General features: G+C 70.1%; 1 protein-coding gene. It reads right to left on the reverse strand.

The genetic code is table 11. The features are described from left to right. On the reverse strand, positions 1 to 590 hold a 590-nt coding region (locus ABFX54_RS56705), incomplete at its 3' end, for a hypothetical protein (protein WP_428834675.1). Positions 591 to 663: the final 73 nt, after the last annotated feature.

Below are 663 nucleotides of genomic sequence, written 5' to 3' on the forward strand. Positions count from 1 at the left end.
GCGCTCAGCTCCGCGGCCCGCTCCAGGTACGTGCCCATCGACCAGCCGCCGCCGTGCGCCAGGACGCGCCTGTCCCGATCCTCCCAGCGCAGCGGCGGCTCGGTGGTGGCCCTGATCGTCCAGGGGATGTCGTTGGCGGCGGAGTCGAACAGCCACACCTCCCGATGCCTGTCCAGCGACCCGGCCTGGCGGGCGAAGGACGGCGAGATGGCCGAGTCGGCGTGGCACACGTCAACGGGCACCGCCCCGAACTCCTCCGCGTAACGCTCCACGACGGGCAGCCAGAGACCGCTGAAGACGACGAAACGGCGGACCTCGTCGTCATGCCAGCGCTTCCGCACCGATTCGATCAGCATCGGGTCGAAGGCGTCCGACAGGTTGCGGAAGAGGCGCTGGCCGACCCGGGCGAGACGGAAGTCGCGCTGGTACGCCTCCTTGCTGGCGGAGATCCTTTCGCGCCGTTCGGGCTGCCAGAACGCCTCCGCCAGGAAGACCTCGCCGGTTGCCCCGAGCTCCTTCAGCCGTCGTCTGAGCAGCAGCCCGGTGACGTGGGCGCCCAGCCCCGGGCCGCCGGTCAGGATGGCGATCATGCCAGGGCGTTGACGTGCGACAGGACGAAACCGCAGAAGGCGCGGATGGAGTAGAGCCCCTCGATGTCCAGCC

This window comes from Nonomuraea maheshkhaliensis (genome assembly GCF_039529435.1).
GTDB classification, from domain to species: domain Bacteria; phylum Actinomycetota; class Actinomycetes; order Streptosporangiales; family Streptosporangiaceae; genus Nonomuraea; species Nonomuraea maheshkhaliensis.